Origin of the sequence: Streptomyces lichenis (assembly GCF_023218175.1) — a bacterium.
GTDB classification, from domain to species: domain Bacteria; phylum Actinomycetota; class Actinomycetes; order Streptomycetales; family Streptomycetaceae; genus Streptomyces; species Streptomyces lichenis.
In genome coordinates this window covers 1-17,747 of the sequence record NZ_JALPTH010000003.1, presented here as the reverse complement: position 1 = coordinate 17,747, position 17,747 = coordinate 1, and the positions used below count along the sequence as shown (strand labels likewise).

General features: G+C 74.9%; 13 protein-coding genes and 1 pseudogene. 11 read left to right on the top strand and 3 right to left on the bottom strand.

Features of this window, described 5'->3' with window-relative positions; translation table 11 throughout:
- Positions 1-87: 87 nt before the first annotated feature.
- Entirely contained in the window at positions 88-1,062 is a 975-nt protein-coding gene (locus M1O15_RS03710) for a sugar phosphate isomerase/epimerase family protein (protein WP_248631720.1), read from the bottom strand.
- A gap of 182 nt (positions 1,063-1,244) precedes the next feature.
- On the opposite strand from M1O15_RS03710, the gene iolC reads away from it, so the two are divergent.
- The 5 genes and pseudogenes from iolC to M1O15_RS03685 all read left to right on the top strand — a co-directional run.
- Positions 1,245-2,258 (top strand): 5-dehydro-2-deoxygluconokinase, encoded by a 1,014-nt coding sequence (gene iolC, locus M1O15_RS03705; protein ID WP_248631719.1) that lies wholly within the window; start codon positions 1,245-1,247, stop codon positions 2,256-2,258.
- A gap of 142 nt (positions 2,259-2,400) precedes the next feature.
- The gene (gene iolB / locus M1O15_RS03700) at positions 2,401-3,294 is read left to right on the top strand and encodes a 5-deoxy-glucuronate isomerase (protein ID WP_248631718.1); all 894 of its coding nucleotides are present in this window, start codon (positions 2,401-2,403) and stop codon (positions 3,292-3,294) included.
- Positions 3,295-3,311: 17 nt separating this feature from the next.
- The gene (iolD, locus tag M1O15_RS03695; protein WP_248631717.1) at positions 3,312-5,195 is read left to right on the top strand and encodes a 3D-(3,5/4)-trihydroxycyclohexane-1,2-dione acylhydrolase (decyclizing); all 1,884 of its coding nucleotides are present in this window, start codon (positions 3,312-3,314) and stop codon (positions 5,193-5,195) included.
- A 67-nt stretch (positions 5,196-5,262) separates the two neighbouring features.
- Positions 5,263-6,765, top strand: coding sequence for a CoA-acylating methylmalonate-semialdehyde dehydrogenase (locus M1O15_RS03690; protein WP_248631716.1), 1,503 nt, complete (start codon positions 5,263-5,265; stop codon positions 6,763-6,765).
- Positions 6,766-6,893: 128 nt separating this feature from the next.
- A pseudogene (locus tag M1O15_RS03685) lies at positions 6,894-7,496 on the top strand (DUF4291 domain-containing protein); the annotation flags it as partial.
- Positions 7,497-7,546: 50 nt separating this feature from the next.
- Here the strand turns inward: M1O15_RS03685 and M1O15_RS03680 are convergent.
- Entirely contained in the window at positions 7,547-7,972 is a 426-nt protein-coding gene (locus M1O15_RS03680) for a GNAT family N-acetyltransferase (protein ID WP_248631715.1), read from the bottom strand.
- A 139-nt stretch (positions 7,973-8,111) separates the two neighbouring features.
- Between M1O15_RS03680 and M1O15_RS03675 the strand changes: the two genes are divergently transcribed.
- Complete coding sequence (locus M1O15_RS03675; RefSeq protein WP_248631714.1) at positions 8,112-11,093, top strand: alpha/beta fold hydrolase; 2,982 nt, start codon at positions 8,112-8,114, stop codon at positions 11,091-11,093.
- Complete coding sequence (locus M1O15_RS03670) at positions 11,090-12,040, top strand: ABC transporter permease (protein WP_248631713.1); 951 nt, start codon at positions 11,090-11,092, stop codon at positions 12,038-12,040. Before M1O15_RS03675 ends, M1O15_RS03670 begins: the two co-directional genes overlap by 4 nt.
- 99 nt (positions 12,041-12,139) lie before the next feature.
- Here M1O15_RS03670 and M1O15_RS03665 read toward each other — a convergent pair whose 3' ends face one another.
- Positions 12,140-12,850, bottom strand: a complete 711-nt coding sequence (locus tag M1O15_RS03665) for a DNA-binding response regulator (protein WP_248631712.1) — start codon at positions 12,848-12,850, stop codon at positions 12,140-12,142.
- A gap of 477 nt (positions 12,851-13,327) precedes the next feature.
- Here M1O15_RS03665 and M1O15_RS03660 point away from each other — a divergent pair, with 477 nt between their 5' ends.
- The 4 genes from M1O15_RS03660 (at position 13,328) to M1O15_RS03640 (ending at position 17,646) form a co-directional block, all read left to right on the top strand.
- Positions 13,328-14,911: a vWA domain-containing protein gene (locus M1O15_RS03660; protein WP_248631981.1), complete on the top strand. Its 1,584-nt coding sequence runs from the start codon at positions 13,328-13,330 to the stop codon at positions 14,909-14,911.
- Positions 14,912-15,268: 357 nt separating this feature from the next.
- Positions 15,269-15,730, top strand: coding sequence for an anthrone oxygenase family protein (locus tag M1O15_RS03650; protein ID WP_248631711.1), 462 nt, complete (start codon positions 15,269-15,271; stop codon positions 15,728-15,730).
- A 202-nt stretch (positions 15,731-15,932) separates the two neighbouring features.
- A complete protein-coding gene (locus M1O15_RS03645) occupies positions 15,933-16,640 on the top strand; it encodes a DUF4142 domain-containing protein (protein WP_248631980.1) in 708 nt (235 codons plus the stop codon).
- 211 nt (positions 16,641-16,851) lie between these two features.
- Positions 16,852-17,646: a class F sortase gene (locus M1O15_RS03640; protein ID WP_248631710.1), complete on the top strand. Its 795-nt coding sequence runs from the start codon at positions 16,852-16,854 to the stop codon at positions 17,644-17,646.
- Positions 17,647-17,747 lie beyond the last annotated feature (101 nt).

Genomic DNA, 17,747 nt, shown 5'->3' with positions numbered 1-17,747 from the left:
CTACCTGGTGCGGATACACGCCCCTGACGTGCAGAAACGGTCCGCCACATATGCATGCCCGGCAGTCGCCCGGGCTGCGGGGCGGGCTCAGGCGCCGCAGGAACGCAGGAAGCGGCGGGTCCGCTCGGCGATCGGGTACGGGCGGTCCGGCGGGCACGGATACATGTCCTGCTCGACGATGGCGAACAGGTCCACGTCCAACGCCTGGGCCGCGGCCAGCACCGGTTCCAGGGCGGGCACCCCGGAGGGCGGCTCGCACATCACGCCGCGCGCGACGGCCGGCCCGAACGGCGTGCCCTCCGCCACCACCCCCGCGAGGATCTCCGGGTCCACCTGCTTCAGATGGAGATAGCCGATCCGCTCCCCGTAGGTCTCGATCAGCTGGACGCTGTCGCCGCCGCAGTACGCGTAGTGGCCGGTGTCCAGGCAGAGCGCCACCAGCTCGGGATCGGTGGCGTCGAGGAACCGCGCCACGGTCTCCTCGCCGTCGATATGGGTGTCCGCGTGCGGATGGACGACGATCCGCAGCCCGAAACGATCCTGCACCTCGCGCCCGAGCCGTTCGGTCAGCCGGGTCAGATCGCGCCACTGCCCCGCGGTCAGCTCGCGGTCCTCCAGTACGGCGCCGGTGCGGTCGTCCCGCCAGAACGCCGGGATGACGACCAGGTGCCGCGCGCCCATGGCCTGGGCCAGCGCGGCGTTGTCGGCGACATGCGCCCAGGTCCGCTCCCAGACCGCCGCACCGTGGTGCAGCCCGGTGAACACGGTGCCCGCGGACACCTTCAGCCCGCGGCGGCCGGTCTCCTCGGCGAGCCGCTCGGGATCGGTGGGCAGATAGCCGTACGGGCCGAGCTCGATCCACTCGTAACCGGCCCGCGCCACCTCGTCCAGGAACCGCCGCCAGTCCACCTGGCGCGGATCGTCGGCGAACCACACCCCCCAGGAGTCGGGCGCCGAACCGACCCGGATACGGCAGAGCGCCCCCGCTCCAGACCCGGCGCCGGAGGGCTCCCGGCCGGCCCGGGTGGACGGCGATGGCGGCGGCTGCGGCGACGGCGTCATGCCGGCCAGCTTGACCACGCCCCGGACGGACCGTCAAGGACACCCGCGCGGGCGGGCAGCGGTACGGACGGACAGGTGGGACGGGCGTACCGCCACATGGCCGGGCGGACGCCGGGTACGGATCACCGCCACGGGGAGCGGGGTGCACGGACGCCCGGCCGCGACGAGGTGAAGGGGCACATATGCGGGAGCGGCGAGACGCGCGGGAGACCTCGTACGACGGCACCCCGGGCGCGGAGGCGTACGACCTCGTCGTCATGGGGCGGCTCGGCGTGGACCTGTATCCGCTCCGGACCGGCGTCCCGCTGGCGGAGGTGGAGACCTTCGGACGGTTCCTCGGCGGGTCGGCGGCCAATGTCGCGGTCGCCGCCGCGCGGCTCGGCCGCCGTACGGCACTGATGTCGCGGACGGGAGACGACCCCTTCGGGGCGTACCTCCACGAGGAGCTGCGGGCGTTCGGGGTGGACGACCGGTGGGTGACGCCCGTCGCCGCGTACCAGACGCCCCTCACCTTCTGCGAGATGTTCCCGCCCGACGACTTCCCGCTGCACTTCTACCGCCGCCCCAAGGCGCCCGACCTGGAGATCCGTCCGGAGGAACTGGACCTGCCCGCCATCGCCGCCGCCCGGGTCTTCTGGATGACCGGCACCGGGCTGTCGGAGGAGCCGAGCCGTACGGCCACACTCACCGCGCTCGCCCACCGCTCCCGGCGGCCGGTGACCGTCTTCGATCTCGACTGGCGGCCGATGTTCTGGCCCGACCGGGAGAGCGCCCGGCCGCTGTACCGGGAGGCGCTGCGGCACGCCACCGTGGCCGTGGGCAACCGGGAGGAGTGCGAGGTCGCCACCGGGGAGCGCGAGCCCTACGCCGCGGCCCGCGCCCTGCTCGCCGCCGGGGTCGAACTGGCGGTGGTCAAGCAGGGGCCCGAAGGCGTGCTCGCGATGACCGCCGACGGGCGGACCGCCAAGGTGCCGCCCATCCCGGTCGAGGTGGTCAACGGTCTCGGCGCGGGCGACGCCTTCGGCGGGGCGCTCTGCCACGGGCTGCTGGCCGGCTGGGAGCTGGAGCGGGTGCTGCGGTACGCCGGTGGCGCGGGCGCGCTGGTCGCCTCCCGGCTCGCCTGCTCCTCCGCCATGCCGCGCCCGGAGGAGATCGACGCGCTGCTGGAGAACGACGGGGAGAAGGGCGGGGGATAAGGACAGGGCGCCGAGCGGGGCCTCGCTGGGCGGGAGGCTTCCGAACGGAGTCTTGCGCCCGGAGGCTCCCGAACGGCGTCTTGCGGGAGCCTCCCGAACGAGGTCTTGGGCCGGAGGCTTCCGAACGGGGTAGGGGACGGCCATGGACCAACTGAGCACCGAAGCGCGGGGCGACCGCCCCGCCACCCTCTCCCCGGGCCAGGACACCGGCGGCGGAGACCGGTCGCGGCTGTACCTGCCGGCCGGTGCGGCCGCCGAGGGGCCGTACGCCCTCGGTGTGGACCCGGCGGGCGCGGGCTGGAGCTACTCCTCCCTCCGGGTCCTCGAACTGCCGCCCGGTGGTCTGCACCCGCTGGCCACCGGCGACAGCGAGTGGATCCTGCTGCCGCTCAGCGGTGGATGCACCGTGCACCTGGACGGCGGGATCATCGAACTCCAGGGCAGGGAGAACGTGTTCGCGGAGGCCACCGACTTCGCCTATCTGCCGCGAGACGTCCACGCCCGGATCGCCTCCGGCGCGGGAGGCCGCTTCGCCCTGGCCGGAGCGCGGTGCGAGCGCCGGCTCCCCGCTCGCTACGGCTCCGCCTCCGAGGTACCGGTCGAGGCGCGGGGCAGCGGGGTCTGCGCCCGCGAGGTGCGCAACTTCGCGGCCGCCGGGACCTTCGACTGCGACCGGCTGATCGCCGTGGAGGTGATCACTCCCGCCGGGCACTGGTCCTCCTATCCGCCGCACAAGCACGATGAGGACGTACCGGGGCGCGAGGTGCGGCTGGAGGAGATCTACTACTTCGAGACCGAGGGCGGCCGCGCCGGCTACCAGCGGATTTCCCCGTCCCGGCCCGGGGGCGCCGAACTGCTCAGCGAGGTGCGCTCCGGAGACGCGGTGCTCGTCCCGGACGGCTGGCACGGGCCCGCCATCGCCCCGCCCGAACATCCGCTCTACTACCTCAACGTCATGGCCGGCCCCGGCTCCGGCCCTGATCGCGACTGGAAGATCACCTTCCACCCCGACCACCGCGAAGAGGGATACCGATGAGCGGCGGTAACGTCGCTATGACAGGAGGGGGAAGGCGGCTCACCACCGCCCAGGCGCTGGTCGCCTTCCTGGCCCGCCAGTACACCGAGCGCGACGGGCGCCGGCAGCGGCTGATCGCCGCCACCTGGGGGATCTTCGGCCACGGCAACGTCGCCGGCCTCGGCCAGGCCCTGGTCGAGTACGCCGACCGGATGCCGTTCCTCCAGGGGCGCAACGAGCAGTCCATGGTGCACGCCGCCGTGGGCTTCGCCCGGCAGTCCGGCCGCCTCGCCACCCATGCCGTGACCACCTCCATCGGCCCCGGGGCCACCAACCTGGTCACCGGCGCCGCGCTCGCCACCGTCAACCGGCTGCCCGTCCTCCTCCTGCCCGGCGACACCTTCGCCACCCGCCCCGCCGACCCGGTGCTCCAGCAGCTCGAAGTCCCGTACGCCGGGGACGTCTCCGTCAACGACACCCTGCGCCCGGTCTCCGCGTACTACGACCGGGTCACCCGTCCCGAGGCCCTGATCCCGGCCGCGCTCGCCGCGATGCGGGTGCTCACCGACCCGGCCGCCACCGGTGCCGTCACCCTGGCGCTGCCGCAGGACGTACAGGCCGAGGCGTACGACTGGCCGGAGGAGTTCTTCGCCGAACGGACCTGGCGGGTACGCCGCCCCCGCCCCGACACCGCCGAACTGGCCGCGGCCGCGGCGGCGGTACGGGCCTCCCGGCGCCCGCTGCTGATCGCCGGGGGCGGCGTCCGGCACAGCGCCGCCGAAGCGGAACTCGCCGCCCTCGCCGAGGCCACCGGCATCCCGGTCGCCTGCACCCAGGCGGGCAAGGGCACCCTGCGCCACGACCACCCGGCCGACGTGGGCGGCGTCGGGCACACCGGGACCGCTCCCGCCAACGCGCTCGCCCGCGAGGCCGACCTGGTCATCGGTGCGGGCACCCGCTACACCGACTTCACCACCGCGTCCGGCACCCTCTTCGCCCACCCGGGCGTCCGCTTCGTGAACCTCAACATCACCGGCTTCGACGCCCACAAGCTGGCCGCGCTCCCCCTGGTCGCCGACGCCCGGGAGGGCCTGCGCGCCCTGCGGGAGGCGCTCGACGGCCACCGGGTCCCCCCGGCGTACGCCGAGGGCTACCGCGCCGAGCGCGACCGCTGGGAGGAGCAGGTCACCACCGCGTACGCCCCCTCCCGGCCCCTCACAGGCCGTCCCACCCAGGTCCAGGTCCTCGGCGCCCTCGACGCCATCACCACCGGCGAGGACATCCTCGTCAACGCGGCCGGTTCGCTCCCCGGCGACCTGCACCGGCTCTGGCGGCCGCGCTCCAGCGACCAGTACCACGTGGAGTACGGCTACTCCTGCATGGGCTACGAGATCCCCGCCGCCCTCGGCACCGCGCTGGCCGCGCCCGGCCGCCCGGTCTGGGCGCTGGTCGGCGACGGCACCTACCTGATGAACCCCACCGAGCTCGTCACCGCCGTCCAGGAGCGGATCCCCATCAAGGTCGTCATCCTGCAGAACCACGGGTACGCCTCCATTGGCGGCCTCTCCGAGGCGGTCGGCGCCGAGCGGTTCGGCACCGCCTACCGTTACCGGGCGGCCGACGGTACGTACACCGGGGCGCCGCTCCCGGTCGACCTGGCCGCCAACGCCGCCTCCCTCGGGATGCGGGTCCTGCGCGCCCGCACCCTCGGTGACCTGCGAGAAGCCCTCACCGAGGCCCGTGCCGCCGACGTCCCCACATGTGTCTACACGGAGACCGAAACGGCAGACACAGTGTCGCCCCCGCCCACCGGCGGGGCATGGTGGGATGTGCCCGTGGCCGAGGTGGCGTCCCGCGCGTCCGCGGTCCGGGCCCGTGCCGAGTACGACCGGAACGCGGCGGTCCGCCGCCGCCACCTGTGACCCCCAGACCCCGACACCCGTCCGCCGGCCCCCGCGAGCGCAGTCCCTGCTAAGGAGCACGATCGACATGACGAAGACCGTCCACCACTACATCGGTGGCAAGACCGTCGAGGGCACGTCGGGGGAGTGGGGCCCGGTGACCGACCCGGCGACCGGGGTCGTGACCACCCGGGTCGCGCTGGCGGACACCGACGAGGTCGGCACGGCCGTCGCGGCGGCCAAGGACGCGTACGCCACCTGGGGCACCTCCTCGCTGGCGCAGCGCACCGCCGTCCTCTTCCGCTACCGGGCGCTGCTGGACGCCCGCCGGGACGACATCGCCGCGCTGATCACCGCCGAGCACGGCAAGGTGCACTCCGACGCGCTGGGCGAGGTGGCGCGCGGACTGGAGATCGTCGAGCTGGCCTGCGGGATCACCGTCCAGCTCAAGGGCGAGCTGTCCACCCAGGTGTCCAACCGGGTCGACGTGGCCGCGATCCGCCAGCCGCTCGGTGTGGTCGCCGGCATCACCCCGTTCAACTTCCCGGCCATGGTGCCGATGTGGATGTTCCCGCTGGCCATCGCCTGCGGCAACACCTTCGTCCTCAAGCCCAGCGAGAAGGACCCCTCGGCCGCCAACCTGCTCGCCGAGCTGGCCTCCGAGGCGGGCCTCCCGGACGGCGTCCTCAACGTCGTCCACGGTGGCAAGACCGCGGTGGACGCCCTGCTCGCCCACCCGGACGTGGCCGCCGTCTCCTTCGTCGGCTCCACCCCGATCGCCCGGTACATCCACACCACCGCCTCCGCCAACGGCAAGCGGGTGCAGGCCCTCGGCGGCGCCAAGAACCACATGCTGGTGCTGCCCGACGCCGACCTGGACGCCGCCGCCGACGCGGCCGTCTCCGCCGCCTACGGCTCCGCCGGTGAGCGCTGCATGGCGATCTCCGCGGTCGTCGCGGTGGGCGCGATCGGCGACGAGCTGGTGGCGAAGATCCGCGAGCGCGCCGAGAAGATCAAGATCGGCCCGGGCAACGACCCGGCCTCCGAGATGGGCCCGCTGATCACCGCCGCCCACCGCGACAAGGTCGCCTCCTATGTCACCGGCGCCGCCGCCCAGGGCGCCGAGGTCGTCCTCGACGGCACCGGCTACACCGTGGACGGCCACGAGGACGGCCACTGGATCGGCCTGTCCCTGCTGGACAAGGTCTCCACCGACTCCGACGCCTACCGCGACGAGATCTTCGGCCCGGTGCTGTGCGTGCTGCGCGCCGACACCTACGAGGACGGCGTCGCCCTGATCAACGGCTCGCCGTTCGGCAACGGCACCGCGATCTTCACCCGCGACGGCGGCGCCGCCCGCCGCTTCCAGCTGGAGATCCAGGCCGGCATGGTCGGCGTGAACGTCCCCATCCCGGTGCCGGTGGGCTACCACTCCTTCGGCGGCTGGAAGGACTCGCTCTTCGGCGACCACCACATCTACGGCAACGACGGCGTGCACTTCTACACCCGCGGCAAGGTCGTCACCACCCGCTGGCCCGACCCCTCCGACGCCCCGGCCGGCGTCGACCTCGGCTTCCCCCGCAACCACTGACCCACATCGGCGGCCGGAAGCGCCTCCCCCCTTCCGGCCGCCCCCGCTTCCCGCCACCGTCCCTCCCGTACCTCACCGGCCGGGAAACTCGCTGGCCGGGGCGGGGCCCGAGCGTGGAGGCTGGGCGCATGCAGCACCAGGACCCCGCCGCCGAGCCCCGGTTCCGCATCCGGGCGGCCCACACCGAGCACACCGTCACCGTCTACCAGGCGTACGGCCCGGAGATCGGCGTCCCGGCGGCCCGCACCGGCCGGTTCCCGGAGGTCTGGAAGCGGGACCGGATGACCTGGATCAAGCCCTCCTTCCTGTGGATGATGTACCGCTGCGGCTGGGCCGCCAAGCCCGGCCAGGAGACCGTCCTGGCCATCGACGTCCGCCGGGACGGCTTCGAGTGGGCGCTGCGCCATGCCTGCCTCTCGCACCACGTCCCGGCGCTGCACGGCGACCGCGCGGAGTGGCAGCGGCGGCTGCGCGAGGCATCGGCGCGGGTGCAGTGGGACCCCGAGCGGAGCCTGCGGCTGGGGCCGCTGCCCCACCGTTCCCTCCAGCTCGGACTGGCGGGCGAGGCGTCCCGGCGGTACGCGGACGAGTGGACCGTCGCCATCAGGGATGTGACCCCGCTGGCCCACCGGGTCCATGAGCTGGTCCGCGCCGGGGAGCTGGAAGCCGCGGCCCGGCTGCTCCCGGAGGAGCCCCCGTACCCGGTGTCGGACGGCCTGCTCGACCACCTCACCACTGAGACCACTGGCACCACCGGGACCACCGATGTCGCGGCCGACCGCTACCCGGGATCGGCGTCGCCGAAGTCCCAGGTCAGCATGGCGAACTCGCCGTCGTCCGCCGCCCCGGTGGAGCGGTAGGTCGCCAGGGCGGGGTCGTTGTCGGTGTCCACGCCGACCCACATGTCGTAGCAGCCACGCCGCCGGGCCTCGGCGGCCAGCGCCCGGGTCAGCGCCCGCCCGATGCCCCGCCGCCGGTGGCCCTCGTCCACCGACAGCTCGTAGAGGCACAGCTCGGTGCCCTTGTCCGGGTGCAGCATCTCGACGCCGGAGACCATCCCGGCCGGGAAGCCGTCCACATAGGCGATCAACATCAGGTGCCCGGGCGCGGCGAGGAACCGCTCGGCCCACTCCCGCCGGGCCGGTCCGTCGTAGAGGTGCTGGGCGGCGACCAGCTCGCCGACCGTCGTCGCGCGGCGGATGTCCATACCCCGTCGTCCCCACCTTCGGCTCTCCGGCATACCGCGATCGCGGTACGGCGACGGTAGCGGGTACGACCTGAGGCTGCCTCCGCATTCCCCCCGGCACCGCCGGGGACCGGTGAGGACCCCGTCTAGGCTGGCGGTCATGCGAATCCGACTCCCGCGGTGGGCCGCGGTCACCGGCGTGCTCGCGGTGCTCGCGGGCGCCGGCACCTGGACCGCCGCCGCCTCGGACGACCCGCCGCCCGTGCACCGCGCGGACCAGGTGCTCGCGATGGACGGGGCGAGGATCGACACCTCCTACTTCACCGCCGGGGACGGGGACGGGGATGAGGGCGCGGGCGGCCGTCGGCCGGCGGTGCTGCTCGGCCATGGCTTCGGGGGCAGCAAGGAGGACGTGCGCGCGCAGGCGGAGGCACTGGCCCGCGAGGGGTACGCCGTGCTCACCTGGTCCGCCCGCGGCTTCGGCCGCTCGACCGGGCGGATCGGGCTCAACGACCCCGCCCACGAGGTCAAGGACGTCTCCCGGCTGCTGGACTGGCTGGCGAAGCGCCCGGAGGTGCGGCTCGACAAGGCCGGGGACCCGCGCGTCGGGGTGTCGGGCTCCTCCTACGGAGGGGCCATCTCGCTGCTGGCGGCCGGGTACGACCCGCGGGTGGACGCCATCGCCCCGCAGATCACCTACTGGAACCTGGCGGACGCGCTCTTCCCCGACGGGGTCTTCAAGAAGCTGTGGGCGGGGATCTTCTTCTCCACCGGCACCACGGCGCCGGCCGCCGCCCCGTCCCGCCCGGACACCGAGGACCAGGGCCCCGGCACCGGCGAGCAGCAGGGCGCCGAGGCCGGTGAGCGACAAGGCGCAGGCGCCGGCGAGCAGCCGGAGGGCGACGCGGGCGGCTCCGAGGGCGCGAACCGCCGGGCCGCGGCACGTGCGGCCGCCGCCGCGGCCGGGGTCACGGCCGACCCGGCGGCCTGCGGGCGCTTCCAGGACGTCCTGTGCGAGATGTACGAGCGGGTCGCCGTCAGCGGCACCCCGGACGCGGCCGCCCGCCGGCTGCTGGAGGCGCGCAGCCCGTCCGCCGTGGGCGACCGGATCAAGGTGCCCGCGCTCATCGTGCAGGGCAAGTCCGACTCGCTCTTCCCGCTCTCGCACGCCGACGCGATGGCCAAGGCGATCCGGGCCAACGGCGCCCCGGTCGCCGTCGACTGGACCGTCGGCGGCCATGACGGCGGCGACCGGGAGACCGCCCGGGTCGAGCAGCGGATCACCCACTGGTTCGACCGCTATCTGAAGGGCGACGGTGCGGCCGACACCGGGCCCGCCTTCCGGACCAGCCGCACCGGTGGTGTCGACTCCACCGACGGGCAGGCCCAGCTGCGCGGCGCCACCGCGGACCGCTATCCCGGACTGCGCGACGGGGCCCGGGAGATCCCGCTCACCGGCCCGGGCGCCCCCTTCCGCAACCCGGCGGGCGGCACCCCGCCGGCCATCTCCTCGGTGCCCGGTCTCGGCGGCGGACTCTCCCAGCTGTCCTCCTTCGGTGTGGGCGGCCTCTCGCTCGACTTCCCCGGCCAGCACACCCGCTTCGACTCGGCCCCGCTGGGCGAGCCGCTGCGGATCACCGGCTCGCCCACCGTCCGGGTCTCGGTCAGCTCCGACGGCGGCGACGCGGTGCTGTTCGGCAAGGTGTACGACGTGGGCCCGGACGGGCGGCAGCAGGTGCTGCCCGCGCAACTGGTCACCCCGGTGCGCGTCGAGGGCTCGGGCACCGCCGCGTCCGGCAGGACCGGCCCCGGATCCGGCAGGACCGGCACCGCCGCGTCCGGCAAGGCGGGGGCGGACTCCGGTGCCGCGTCCGGCAGGACCGGGACCGGCTCCGACAAGGCCTCTGGTCGGGCCAGGACCGTCGAGCTCACCCTCCCCGCCATCGACCACGAGGTCGAGGCCGGGCACCGGCTGCGGCTGGTGCTGGCCGCCACCGACCTCGGCTACGCCTCTCCGGCCACCCCCGCGAACTACACCGTCACCCTGGCCGGTGGCGGGCTCTCGGTGCCGACCGCTCCCGGCGTTCACGGCCAGGCCGCCGTACTGCCCTGGTGGGTCTGGGGCATGCCGGCCGGGGGCGCGGTGGTCGCCGCCGTGCTGCTGCTGACCGCCCGGCGCCGTACCGCCGCCCCCGCGCCCGACCCGGCCCTGGCCGCCGTGCCGCTCACCATCACCGGGCTGACCAAGCGGTACGCGGGCTCCGCCGATGTGCGCTACGCCGTGCACGAGCTCTCCTTCCGGGTCGAAAAGGGGCAGGTCCTGGGTCTGCTGGGCCCCAACGGAGCCGGCAAGACCACGACCCTGCGCATGCTGATGGGCCTGATCACCCCCGACGCGGGGGAGATCCGGGTGTTCGGCCACGCCATCCGGCCCGGCGCGCCGGTGCTGTCCCGGGTGGGCGCCTTCGTGGAGGGCGCCGGCTTCCTCCCGCATCTGTCCGGGCGGGAGAACCTGGAGCTGTACTGGCAGGCCACCGGACGCCCGGCCGAGGACTCCCGGATGGACGAGGCCCTGGAGATCGCCGGCCTCGGCGACGCCCTGGCCCGCGCGGTGCGCACGTACTCACAGGGCATGCGGCAGCGCCTCGCCATCGCCCAGGCCATGCTGGGCCTGCCCGATCTGCTCATCCTGGACGAGCCGACCAACGGGCTCGACCCGCCGCAGATCCGCGAGATGCGGGACGTGATGATCCGGTACGCGGCCGGTGGACGGACGGTCATCGTCTCCAGCCACCTCCTCTCCGAGGTCGAGCAGTCCTGTACCCATCTGGTGGTCATGGACCGGGGGCGGCTGGTCCAGGCCGGACCGGTCGCCGAGATCACCGGCGGCAGCGACACCCTGCTGGTCACCACCGACGGCGAGGTCGACGAGGCGGTGGCCGGCAAGGTCGCCGCGCTGCCCGGTATCGGCTCGGCGGTGCCCACCGAGGGCGGGCTGCTCGTCCGGCTGGACGGCGGCACCACCCCCGCCGCCCTCATCGCCGAACTGGTCCGCCTCGATGTGCCGTTGACCGGAGTCGGCCCGCACCGCCGGCTGGAGGACGCGTTCCTCACCCTGATCGGAGGAGGAGGCTCCGCATGACCGCCGTCACCCCGCCCCCCGGCGGCCCCTCATCACCGGCCCCCGGCACCCCACCCCCGTCGGCGCCCGGCACCCCGTCGTCCGGGGGCGGCACACCGCCCCCGCCGGCCTCCGGCTACCGCCCCGGCCGCACCCTGCCGCTGCGGGTGGAGGCCGTGCGCCAGCTGAAGCGCCGCCGCACCCTGGTGATGGGGCTCATCCTGACCGCGCTGCCGTTCGTCCTGATCGCCGCCTTCGCCATCGGCGGCGACCCGGGTGGCGAGGGCGGCGGCCGCCGGATCAACCTGATGGACACCGCCACCGCGTCGGGCGCCAACTTCGCCGCGACCTGCCTGTTCGTCTCCGCCGGCTTCCTCCTGGTGATCCCGGTGGCGCTGTTCTGCGGTGACACGGTCGCCTCCGAGGCGAACTGGTCCTCGCTGCGCTATCTGCTGGCCGCACCGGTGCCCCGGTCCCGGCTGCTGTGGTCGAAACTGGCGGTGGGGCTGGGCTTCAGCGCGGCGGCGATGGTGCTGCTGCCGGCCGTCGCCCTCGTAGCGGGCTCGATCGCCTACGGCTGGGGACCGCTGCGCATCCCCACCGGCGGGTCCCTGCCCCTGGGCGAGGCGCTGCCCCGCTTGGCGCTGATCGTCGCGTTCGTCTTCGTCTCCCAACTGGTCACGGCGGGGCTCGCCTTCTGGCTGTCGACCAGGACCGACGCCCCGCTCGGCGCGGTCGGCGGCGCGGTGGGCCTGACGATCATCGGCAATGTGCTGGACGCGGTCACCGCCCTCGGCGACTGGCGGGAACTGCTGCCCGCGCACTGGCAGTTCGCCTGGGCGGACGCCCTCCAACCGCAGCTGGAGTGGGGCGGGATGGCCAAGGGGACGGCGGTCTCGGTGACGTACGCCTTGGTCCTCTTCGCCCTGGCCTTCCGCGGCTTCGCCCGCAAGGACATCGTGTCCTGACCGGGTGGTCCCTCCCCGGGACGGGCGAGGGCGCCGCCCGGGGCCGGGCCGTGGACGATCGCGGTCGGCGACTCCTCCCCGGGGCGGCCGGGGAGGCCGTCAGAGCCAGCCACGGCGCATCGCCTCCGCTCCGGCCCGGAAGCGGCTGGTGGTGCCGAGGGCCGCGAACAGCTCGCCCACCCGGCGGGTGTAGGTGCGGCCCGATATCCCCAGCCGGGCCGCGGCCGCCTCGTCGGTGAGGCCGGCCAGCAGCGCGTCCAGCACCGGTCTCAGATGCTCCGGCATGGCCTCCGCCCCCGGCCCCGCGCACCCCGCCTCCCCTCCCGTCCCCGCCCCCGACCCGGGCGCCCGGGCTCCCGGCAGCGGGATCCGGTGCGGCAGCAGCTCCTCACCCGACTCCCACCAGGCCTGATGGGCCCGGACCAGAGCCTGCACCACCACCGGGTCGCGGATCAGCAGCATCCCGTTGTAGAGCAGTTCGAGATCGAGGGGGACGGCGGCGACGGTCCGGTCCACCAGGATCATCTTGAACGGGATCGAGTCCGTGAGCCGGGCCTGACCGGGCGGCGGCCCCGACCCGGAGGCCCCGCACAGGGCGGTGAGCGCGTCCCGCGCGTGGCGGGGCAGGACCCGGCGCACCGTCGGGACCCGCTCACCCGCCGTCCGCGCGCAGTCCCCGGCCAGCTGGAGGAACGACGCCGGCAGCGAGCGGGCCGGGGACGCCGCCGGATCGTCGAAGGTCAGCAGCTCGCGCCGGGCCGACTCGGCGAGCGCGGCGAGCGCCGCGCCGATCTGCCTGGTGCCGAGCACGGGCTGCCCGGACGGCCGAGGCGACCGGAGCGGCAGTATCCGCACCACCGCCTCCGTATCCCTTCCGTCCGTATCCCTTCCGTCCGCATTCCCTCTGTCCGTATTCCCTCTGTCCGTCCGGCCGAGTACGGCGCCCGGAACGTTGGCCATGATGACCACCCCCGTCATCCCCTTGGCATCCGCTGGAACTCACACAACTCCATGTACTCACGTGATTGCTCACCGTGACAAGAGCCAGCTCAGGGTTGGCTAGTCCTCGCCATTCCCGTCCCCTCCGGCACCCCTCCTCCCACACCGGCCCTTCCGCCACGACCGGCCCGCAAGTCGCCGTCGAGCGCCGGTCGTTGCCGCATCGAGACGCTTCCGCAACCGGTCCGCGGGCACCGCCGGGCGACCGCCGACGTCACACTCCCAGACACAACCGGCACCCCGGCCCGGCGGCCGGGGACACCACACTGACGGGGGATCCGGATGACGATGCGCCGACGCACCACGACACCCGAGCGGATGGGGCGGCGTCCCCGAGCCACCGCCGTCGCCCTGCTCGCCGCCGCCCTGCTGCTCGGCGGCTGCTCCGGTGGGCAGGACGGCACCGGCACCGCGGACCGCGCCGCGCGGAAGAGCGGGGGCGGCAGCTCCGGTGCCTACGCGCCCCCCGCCCCGAACGCGCCCCAGGACGGCAAGGGCGGGCCGGCCGGTAGGGACAGTGGGGGCGGAGCGGACGAGCCGTTCCGCGCGGCGCCGCCCGCCGAGCTGCTGTCCACCTTCGCGCTGGACGTGGACACCGCCTCGTACGGCTACGCGCGGCGCGTGCTCGCCGACGGCCGGCTGCCCGACCGGGAGACCGTCCGCCCCGAGGAGTTCGTCAACACCTTCCGGCAGGACTACCCCCAGCCCGAAGGGTCCGGCTTCACGGTGACCGTGGACGGTGCCCGCACCAAGGCCGGCGACTGGTCACTCGTACGGGTCGGGATGGCCACCCGCACCGCCGACCGGCAGGGCCCCCGGCCGCCCGCCGCCCTGACCTTCGTCGTCGACATCTCCGGCTCGATGGGCGACCCGGGCCGGCTCGACCTGGTCAAGGAGTCCCTCGGCGTCCTCACCGGCCAGCTGCGCGACGACGACTCCGTGGCCCTGGTCACCTTCAGCGACGAGGCCGAGGTCCGGCTGCCGATGACCCCGCTGAAGGGCAACCGCGAGCGCGTCCGGGAAACCGTCTCCGGGCTGGAGGTCTCCGCCTCCACCAATGTCGCGGCCGGGGTGCGCACCGGCTACGACACCGCCGTGGCCGGCCACCGCGCGGGAGCCACCAACCGGGTCGTGCTGCTGTCCGACGCGCTCGCCAACACCGGTGAGACCGACGCCCAGGCCATCCTGGAGCGCATCGAGGGCGACCGGCGCGAGCACGGCATCACCCTCTTCGGTGTCGGCGTCGGCAGCGAGTACGGCGACGCGCTGATGGAGCAGCTCGCCGACCGGGGCGACGGCCACACCACCTATGTCTCCACGCCGGAGCAGGCCCGCAAGGTCTTCGTCGACCAGCTCCCGGCCCATGTGGAGCTGCGGGCCCGGGACGCCAAGGCGCAGGTCGCCTTCGACCCCGACCGCGTCGAGGAGTTCCGCCTCGTCGGGTACGAGAACCGGAAGGTCGCCGACGAGGACTTCCGCGACGACCGGGTGGACGGCGGCGAGGTGGGCCCCGGCCACCAGGTCACGGCCCTGTACGCGGTCCGCACCCGTCCCGGCGCCGACACCGGCCGGCTCGCCGAGGCCACCGTCCGCTGGCTCGACCCCGCCACACGCGCCCCGCGCGAACAGTCCGGCGCGCTGGACGCCAAGGCGCTCGCCCCCGCGCTCTGGAGCGCCGAGACCGCGCCGGGCCTCCGGGTCGCCGCGGCGGCGGGCTACTTCGGCGACTCGCTGCGCGGCGGCGAACTCCCCGGCGCCCCCAGCCCGGGCGAACTGGCCGACCTGGCGGACGGCCTGGCCCGCACGACCGAGTCCGAGGTGGTCGCCGAGCTCGCGGACTCCGTCCGCCGGGCGAACCAGCTACGGGGGTGAGGCGGCCGGCCTGAGGACCGGCGGGGTCTGTGGAGGGCCGTCGGTGCCCTGCGGGCCCCGCCGCCCCGGGCGGGCTCCGCACCCGGGCGGGCTCCGCACCCGGGCGGGCTCCGCACCCGGGCGGGCCCCGCACCCGGGCGGGGCCGGCACCCGGGCGAGCCCCGCTGCCCGGACGGGGCCGGGGGCCGGGCGAGCCCCGCCGCCCCGGGCGGATCCGGCGGACCGGGGCGCGTGCGGCCGCCCGGAGGGGCGCCGGGGTGCGGGTGGCGGCCCGGAGGGGCGCCGGGGTGCGGGTGGCGGCCCGGAGGGGCGTAATGCAGCGGCCGGTTGTCAGTGCCGGCTGCCATGATCTGGGACATGCCGAATGTGCTGCTGGGACTCGCTGTCGTCGCCACCGGGCTGTACGCGGGCTTCATGCTGATCTTCCTGACCGGAGTGATGCCCGCGTTCGCCCGGCTGGACGACGACCAGTTCGTCACCGCCATGCGCCGGGTCAACGAGTTCGTGCCCCGGCCGGTCTTCCTGGCCGTGTTCGCCGGTGCGGTGGTCTTCCCGGCGCTCGCCCTCGCGATACCGGTGGAGGGGCGGTCGGCCGGTCAGACCTGGCTGCTGATCGCCGCGTCGGTCGGCGCGGTGGCCAACCACCTGGTCACCATCGCGGGGAACGTCCCGCTGAACAACGCCCTGGCCGCAGCGTCGGGCAGCCCGTCCGGTCCGGCCCGGGCCGCGTTCGAGTCCCGGTGGAACAGCCTCCACCGCATACGCACGCTGCTGATAACGGCCGCCTTCGCCCTGCTGGTGGCAGCCGCGGTGGCCTGACCGGCCGATCCCCCGGCCGACCCGTCGACCGAGCCGTCTTCCGCCTCCGTCCTCCGTCCTCCGCACCCTCCTGCGCTGTTTGCAGTACGGCCGCTGGCGGAGCCGGTCGCGCCGTGTCCGGATGGTCGGTAGGACCCCTACGAATCCAAGGGTCCGCACCGAACGACCGAACGACCGACCGACGAGAACGGACCCCCACGTGATGCGCACCCACCGCTGGGCAGCGGCTACGGCCCTCACCTGCCTCGCGCTCAGCGGCCTGGCCGCCGCCCCCGCCTCCGCCACCGGTCCCTCCTCCGAGGGCTCCGCCCCGCCCGTCCTGGACGAGGCCTTCGTACGCGCCTCCCACCAGGGCCATCTCACCGAGATCGCGGCGGGTGAGGACGGCCGGAAGCACGCGGTCTCCCCGTGTGTGCGGGAGACCGGGGCGGCCCTGGTACGGGACCACACCCGGATGGACGCCAGCACCAAGGCGCTCGCCGAGAAGCTGGGCGTGGACCTGCCACCGGCACCGACCGCCGATCAGCAGGCGCTGCTGGCCGGACTGATGGCGAAGCACGGGAAAGCCGGCTACGACGCGGCCTGGCTCACCGCGCTCGCCGGTGCGCACGAGAAGACCCTCGACCGCATCGACACCCAGCTTGCCAAGGGGAAGAACGCCCAGGTCATCGCGGCGGCCAAGGCGGTGCGTCCGATCGTCGCCTCCCATCTGGACATGGTCCGGGGCGGCACCTGCCACCACACCTCCGGCCCCAAGGCGATCCACGCCGGAGCGGGCGGGCAGTCCGCGACCCTGGCCGCCGGTGTGCCGGTCGCGGTCGCCGTGCCGGTCCTGGCGGTCGGTGGCCTCGTGGTCGCGGCCGGCGCGTTCTGGGCCGCTGCCCGCCTGCGCCGCAACGACAACCGCTGAGCGCGTTCGCCGCCGCCCACCCCGCCGACCGGCTGACGGGGCCGGGCCACCGACCGGTCAGGGACCACCCATGCGACTCCGCACCCCTCGAATGCTCATGCCCCCATATCTCATACCGCGACTTCTCACAGGCGGGTCCCGGCGCCTCGTTCAAGGATCACGACTCCTCATGCGCGGATCACGTCCCCTCATGGGGGGATCACGTCCCCTCATGGGGGGAGCGCGGCGCTTCTGCCCGTCCACCCGGTCGGGTCCGGTGGTCCCGCTCGCCGCCTCCGCTCCGGACAGCCTGACCCGGCGAGGCCATCGGATCCACCTCCATGGCACCGGCGGCCCCGGAACCGCCTGGTCCACCGGGCGCCCCTGGCCGGCGAGCGGGCCCGCCGCGCGGGCGCTACGGCGTGAGCGCCGGCTGCTGCGCCTCGGCACTGCCTCCTTCGCCCTGGCGGCCGCCGCCCTGCTGTGCCCCCTGCCGGTCGCCGTCCCCGTCCCTCCGGACGCCGGCTCCCTGCCCGTACGGGCCATGGCGGCGCCCGGCCCCGCCGCGGCCGTCCACTCACCGCCGGTCGCGCTCACCGTCCCGGGCCATCTGACCGCCGTACCGGTCGACGCGGTCACCGCCGACCGCCAGGGCGCCATGGCGGTCCCCGACTCCCCTCGGCGCCTGGGCTGGTGGGCCCTCGGCGCACTGCCCGGCGCCCCTCACGGCACGGTGCTGCTCGCGGGCCATCTCGACTCGGCGGCCGAGGGGGCGGGGCCTTTCCAGCGGTTGCACAGCGTGCCGGTCGGGGCCCGGGTCCAGGTCACCACGGCCGACGGCACTCGCCACCACTACCGGGTGACCGCCCGCCGCTCCCACCCCGCCGCCGCGCTGCCCCGCGACCTGTTCGGCTCCACCGGCACCCCCCGGCTCGTCCTGGTCACCTGCACCGGCGCCTTCGACCCGGTCGCCCACACCTACGCCGACAACCTGCTGCTGTACGCCGAGCCGGTCCCCGGCCCATAGCCCCGCCCCGGCCGGTAGCTCACCCCCAGCCCGTAACCCCGCCCCGCCTCGGTCCGCAGCCCCGCCCCGCCCGCCCCGTATCCCGCCCCCGGTCCGAGGGA

Bases quoted from the DNA above. Each gene is read 5' to 3' on its own strand.
- M1O15_RS03670 (WP_248631713.1), top strand. From the start codon at position 11,090: ATGACCGCCGTCACCCCGCCCCCCGGCGGCCCCTCATCACCGGCCCCC.
- M1O15_RS03690 (WP_248631716.1), top strand. From the start codon at position 5,263: ATGACGAAGACCGTCCACCACTACATCGGTGGCAAGACCGTCGAGGGC.
- M1O15_RS03660 (WP_248631981.1), top strand. From the start codon at position 13,328: ATGCGCCGACGCACCACGACACCCGAGCGGATGGGGCGGCGTCCCCGA.
- iolC (WP_248631719.1), top strand. From the start codon at position 1,245: ATGCGGGAGCGGCGAGACGCGCGGGAGACCTCGTACGACGGCACCCCG.
- M1O15_RS03675 (WP_248631714.1), top strand. From the start codon at position 8,112: ATGCGAATCCGACTCCCGCGGTGGGCCGCGGTCACCGGCGTGCTCGCG.
- M1O15_RS03710 (WP_248631720.1), bottom strand. From the start codon at position 1,062: ATGACGCCGTCGCCGCAGCCGCCGCCATCGCCGTCCACCCGGGCCGGC.
- M1O15_RS03650 (WP_248631711.1), top strand. From the start codon at position 15,269: ATGCCGAATGTGCTGCTGGGACTCGCTGTCGTCGCCACCGGGCTGTAC.
- M1O15_RS03640 (WP_248631710.1), top strand. From the start codon at position 16,852: ATGGGGGGAGCGCGGCGCTTCTGCCCGTCCACCCGGTCGGGTCCGGTG.
- iolD (WP_248631717.1), top strand. From the start codon at position 3,312: ATGACAGGAGGGGGAAGGCGGCTCACCACCGCCCAGGCGCTGGTCGCC.
- iolB (WP_248631718.1), top strand. From the start codon at position 2,401: ATGGACCAACTGAGCACCGAAGCGCGGGGCGACCGCCCCGCCACCCTC.
- M1O15_RS03680 (WP_248631715.1), bottom strand. From the start codon at position 7,972: ATGGACATCCGCCGCGCGACGACGGTCGGCGAGCTGGTCGCCGCCCAG.
- M1O15_RS03645 (WP_248631980.1), top strand. From the start codon at position 15,933: ATGCGCACCCACCGCTGGGCAGCGGCTACGGCCCTCACCTGCCTCGCG.